Source organism: Pueribacillus sp. YX66 (assembly GCF_041725775.1).
In the GTDB taxonomy this organism is placed as follows: Bacteria; Bacillota; Bacilli; order Bacillales; family UBA6769; genus Pueribacillus.
Map to the genome: position 1 here is coordinate 1 of NZ_JBEUEL010000060.1, position 4,623 is coordinate 4,623.

Sequence of the window (4,623 nt, forward strand, 5' to 3'; positions counted from 1 at the left end):
ACCTTCTGACATTTTTTGTATAGTTGTTAAGGTTGCTTAAGCACCATTATATTGACAGTTCAAGTGAGAGCCCTATCGACTTACACAAAATTCTTGACGGTACCCATTTTTCTGTCTAAAATAGTTATACCATAAATCACCAATACTTGTAAAGGGTATTTGTAATTCCTTTTTAAATTTTTATTTGTTCCTTTTTCAAATGTGAAAAAAGAGAAGGCAAACATCTAATGTCGGATTGCCTTCTCTGTCTACTATTAGAATAGAACTACTCAAACTGATTTTTAATTTCAATTACAAAATTCACGTAGGTTATTATGCAAAAAAGTATTAACTCCATAATCCACTGTAATAATACGGATTTTATATTCTTCTCGTAGTTTTTCGATTATAAAAGATAGATAATCGGAATTTCTTGAAATTCGTGATGGATCGCTCACTATAATCGCATCGATTTTTTCTTGTTGTGCATCTTCAATCATTTTAATAAAATTTTTATTAATATTGTTTCCTAAACCAATATCCGCATAAACAGAATCTAAGTACCAATTGTTTTGAACAATAAAATCCTCGATTATTCCTGTCTGTTTTTGTAAAGAATCCTCTTTATTTTTTCCATTACTAGTTCGAACATAAGCAAAACATTTCATATTTTGTTTCTCTCCTCAAAAATTTATTTGTTATTAAAATATACTTCATCGACTTGTGTAAAACATTGTATCCTCGTTTTTTGATATTTGAAGAGGATACCAAAAAGTTTTTTAATATTTTTAGACGATAATTTAACCATATTCTCTAGATCCGAAATTATCTTCTTGCTCACTAATACATAAGCATCATACTTGTTATTGATAAAATTGAATTCTATCCTTTTTATCTTTCAATTTGAAAAACATCATGAAATTCTAAACCTAATTGATTTGATATTTTCTTTGCAACCGCTGGGCTAGGGTTTTTCTTATGATTAACAATTTGGTTAAAGTAATTTTCACTTAATCCGGTATGTCTCGAAAACTCTCGTTGAGAAAATCCTTTTTCAATTAACATTGCTCGTAGTTTATCGGAGTCTTTAACAATGATTTTCATGTTTTAATTTTCCCTCCTTTTAATTAAGTAAGTGTTCTACATGATAAATAATAAAGAGAAAACCACCTTTAATAAACAGACCGCAGCTTACACTTATATCGCTGTCACTCTATAATGGGGTTCTCCCTTTCTAGTCTTATATTCAATTCTCTCTTTTGACTACTACAATAATATTTTAACAATCCTTTTCTATATTTTAAGAGATCAAACACATTAATCCACTTCATTTAAAAAACATCTTTGCTATTTCATCATTTTCCTGTTTAGATATTATTTCTCTAACACTTTCTTCAGGCATAACAACTGGGAATGTCATTTTTTCAATGCGACTTTTTATCCTCCCAGCAGGATACTTCTTTTGGAGTGACTGTATTGGCATATTAGATGTGATAATAGTTGGGCATTTGTAACTCATTCTCTTATCTAAGATTTGCGTCAATACTTCTTCCGACCAATCCGTTGTTTTCTCTACACCCAAGTCATCCATTACCAGTAATGGAGCATGCTTAAACGACTCCATTAAACTATAAAAGTTTCTATTAGATTCTTTACTAGAAAATGAATGCTTCATCTCATTTAGCATATTTACAACTGAAATATACAGTGGCTTGATCTTATACTTGATGATAAGTTCATTTATTATGCCAATTGATAGAAGTGTTTTTCCAGATCCTTTTGTATTACTGTAAAAGTATAATCCTTTCCCCATATCCTCCATCTCTAGATATTGTTCAACATAGCGTGTTGCAATTCTCCTAGCATATTGCGCTACTTCCACACTTTCCTTTACCTGATAGATATTCGTATGAAAATCATGAATTCTTTTACTTAAATAGTCATCTGGAATTCTAGCAGTCTTAATTTTTCGCAACAGTTCTTTTTGTTCTCTGCATTTACATATCACCATGACCTCAGAACCGTCTTCTCTTATTACATGAATTAATCCAGATCCATCACATTCTCTGTACATACAATCATCTGTTGCCTTTGTTAAATTCCCCGGCATCTTGTATAATAACTCAACCGTATCGTTGGAAGTATTCGTCTTGGACAATATATCCTGTAGCTTGTTCATCTTCTAGTACCTCCTGTTCAAATTTATAAGCTTGATCAAATATATAATTAGCAACATACCGAAAGGACCGGATATTATCTAACTTGTGTTTTGGCTTAAAGTTATTGAAACACTCTTTTATCCAACCAATAACTCGATGAGTCTCCCAATTCTCTCCAACAACATCCTTAATCGCCTTTTCGTCATTAGACGATAACTGCTTGTTTTTGCTAAGGCTCAAGTAGGTTTTACTAATTAATTCAAATTGATTTGTTTCATAAATGCTTATTTCATCATCAATCCATTCATTTGACGAAGATGTCTCTGAATTAATTTTTGGAGTAATCTCTGTAGTAATCTCTGGTATTGCAGCGCAATCATTGAGCTTCGAATTACCTTTTTCTACATTCGGTAAAACAATTTGTTTACTCGAAGCATCGTTTTTTTCACTTCGTAAAAACCGCTTGTATTCATCTATCGGATATCCCAAACTGCTTAAATCTAACATGATTTTCACTAAGTTAACACGATATTGTAATGTCTTATCCCACTTATATCGAGGGTTATTTCGTCTTTTAACATAATCTTTTTCTACTGTCATACCTAGATATTTTCTAATCGTATTAGCTGATACGCCAAGCATCACTTCATCAGCTAACTCCTCAGCTTTTTTATAAATCCAACCATGCTTAAAAGAATCTGCTGAATCATTTTCTAAGCGTCTTCTTTCCTCAACTTTGTATTTTTCAGTATCTTTCATACGTTTTATCCAGTAAATTAATTGAGCTAATATTACGGCTTCCTCCATACTTCCTGTTAGTACGACTAAATCCTCTCTGATGACAGCTTTTTTTATTTTCCGCAATTGAATCATTCTCCTTTCACTTAATGTGTTTTCTATTTATTAACTTTGTTTTCCTTAATATCATCTCCCTGTCTACGCCTGCACTTGGGATTTTCAATAAAAAAGAGAAAAACCCAAGACAGACGTAGCAAAATATATACACAAAATATGTGCATATTTCACTACTTCCTCTTGGGTTTTTCCCTTGTTGTTGAGAAAGTCGATCAAATTATTATTTGATTATCATCATACAACCTATGATTTCATTTTGCAAGTGTTTTTTCTTTTCTTTTGTAAATGACCACTCACTATTGAATTTATTTGTATTATTTTATAGGCCTAGAAATATCAAAATTTGACAGTACACTATTTAAAGAACACATTTCATTAACTTTTTATCACTCAAATAATAAGGCTATAGAAAAATTTTAGCAGAATCTAAGTTGATTATTCAGGAGAAGTATATTACTTACTGAAACAGTCTGCAGGTAATCAACCTATTATATAGCTAACAATAATAGTGAAAAGTGAGATTCTTAAAGTGTTCTAACAAGCAAACATCATTCACCCATAGGGAAAGGAGAAAAAAACATGCAAGATAAGATCATCTTAAAGAAAAATGCACGAGAGCGCTTAGTATTGAATAAGGGAGAGCTAAAACTATTGGCTTTTCTTGAACAACAACGAATGTTAACTTTACATCAATCCTATCAGTATGCAGAAAAATTTTGTAAAATGCACATGACAGATTATAGTTTTAAAAACCGAATCCGTAAACTGCAGGAGTATCATCTTATTCGTGGTTATCATTATAGTGAGGGATTTGATGGAGAACGATTTAAATACATTTGTATCGGAAGTAAAGGTATTGATTTACTGATTGAACACAACTTATTGGATTCATCTTATAATAAGTCAAAAATTTATAAATTTGATAAAAAGAAGAATATCATGCACTTTTTAATGACACAGCAAGTAGTGATCAATCTTTTAACACAATTAGACGGAGAAATTATCTATTATCCAAACAGCGAGGACTTTAAATATCTTTTGTTTTATGATGAACGTGTTTCATCTTACTCTCCAGCAGTTCTTCCATATATAGAATGGATAAGAAAAGAGAAAAATCTACACCGACAAAACAATGGAGCATACCATGCTAAAGTTGCAAAATACATGACAGCAAACAAAACAACAACCGAAATAAATGGAACAACAATGACTATCGTGAAGCCTGACTGGATTATCAAAGTAAAAGGTGAAAAAGAAACAAGAAATGCCTTTATTAACATTGAATTGGACATGGGAACAGAACCAATTCAAACAGTAATAGATAAAGTATTTAAGTATGCCATTCTTGCAGAAAAGAATAAGGACGAACTTCACATCATGGATATTGTTATAGCCGATAACAGCTTCTCAAATCGCTCAAAACTTAGCGATGGAATAAAAAGGGGAGAGAATATTGCGAAGCAATTTATATCGGATCCTGCAGTAGTAAATAGAATAAAAGAGTCTGGTTTAAAAATTAAAATTTCTCCTTTAAAATATAACAATCAGGCAGTTCTAACCGATAAAATATAATTAACAGTTTTAGATAAATAAGATTTTACACTTCTTATTTGGAAGGGGCTGAAAATCC

At 31.3% G+C, this 4,623-nt stretch carries 5 protein-coding genes; 1 reads left to right on the forward strand and 4 read right to left on the reverse strand.

Annotated elements, in window-relative coordinates; all coding sequences use genetic code 11:
* Positions 1-287: 287 nt before the first annotated feature.
* The 4 genes from ABU914_RS15125 to ABU914_RS15140 all read right to left on the reverse strand — a co-directional run bounded on the left by ABU914_RS15125 (position 288) and on the right by ABU914_RS15140 (position 3,002).
* Entirely contained in the window at positions 288-647 is a 360-nt protein-coding gene (locus ABU914_RS15125; RefSeq protein WP_379670528.1) for a recombinase family protein, read from the reverse strand.
* Between the two features lie 223 nt (positions 648-870).
* Positions 871-1,083: a helix-turn-helix domain-containing protein gene (locus ABU914_RS15130; protein ID WP_062351179.1), complete on the reverse strand. Its 213-nt coding sequence runs from the start codon at positions 1,081-1,083 to the stop codon at positions 871-873.
* Between the two features lie 223 nt (positions 1,084-1,306).
* On the reverse strand, positions 1,307-2,158 hold the full coding sequence (locus tag ABU914_RS15135) for an ATP-binding protein (protein WP_379670529.1): 852 nt from the start codon (positions 2,156-2,158) through the stop codon (positions 1,307-1,309).
* A complete protein-coding gene (locus tag ABU914_RS15140) occupies positions 2,103-3,002 on the reverse strand; it encodes a hypothetical protein (RefSeq protein WP_379670530.1) in 900 nt (299 codons plus the stop codon). Before ABU914_RS15140 ends, ABU914_RS15135 begins: the two co-directional genes overlap by 56 nt.
* A 570-nt stretch (positions 3,003-3,572) precedes the next feature.
* On the opposite strand from ABU914_RS15140, the gene ABU914_RS15145 reads away from it, so the two are divergent.
* Positions 3,573-4,565, forward strand: a complete 993-nt coding sequence (locus ABU914_RS15145; protein ID WP_379670531.1) for a hypothetical protein — start codon at positions 3,573-3,575, stop codon at positions 4,563-4,565.
* Positions 4,566-4,623: the final 58 nt, after the last annotated feature.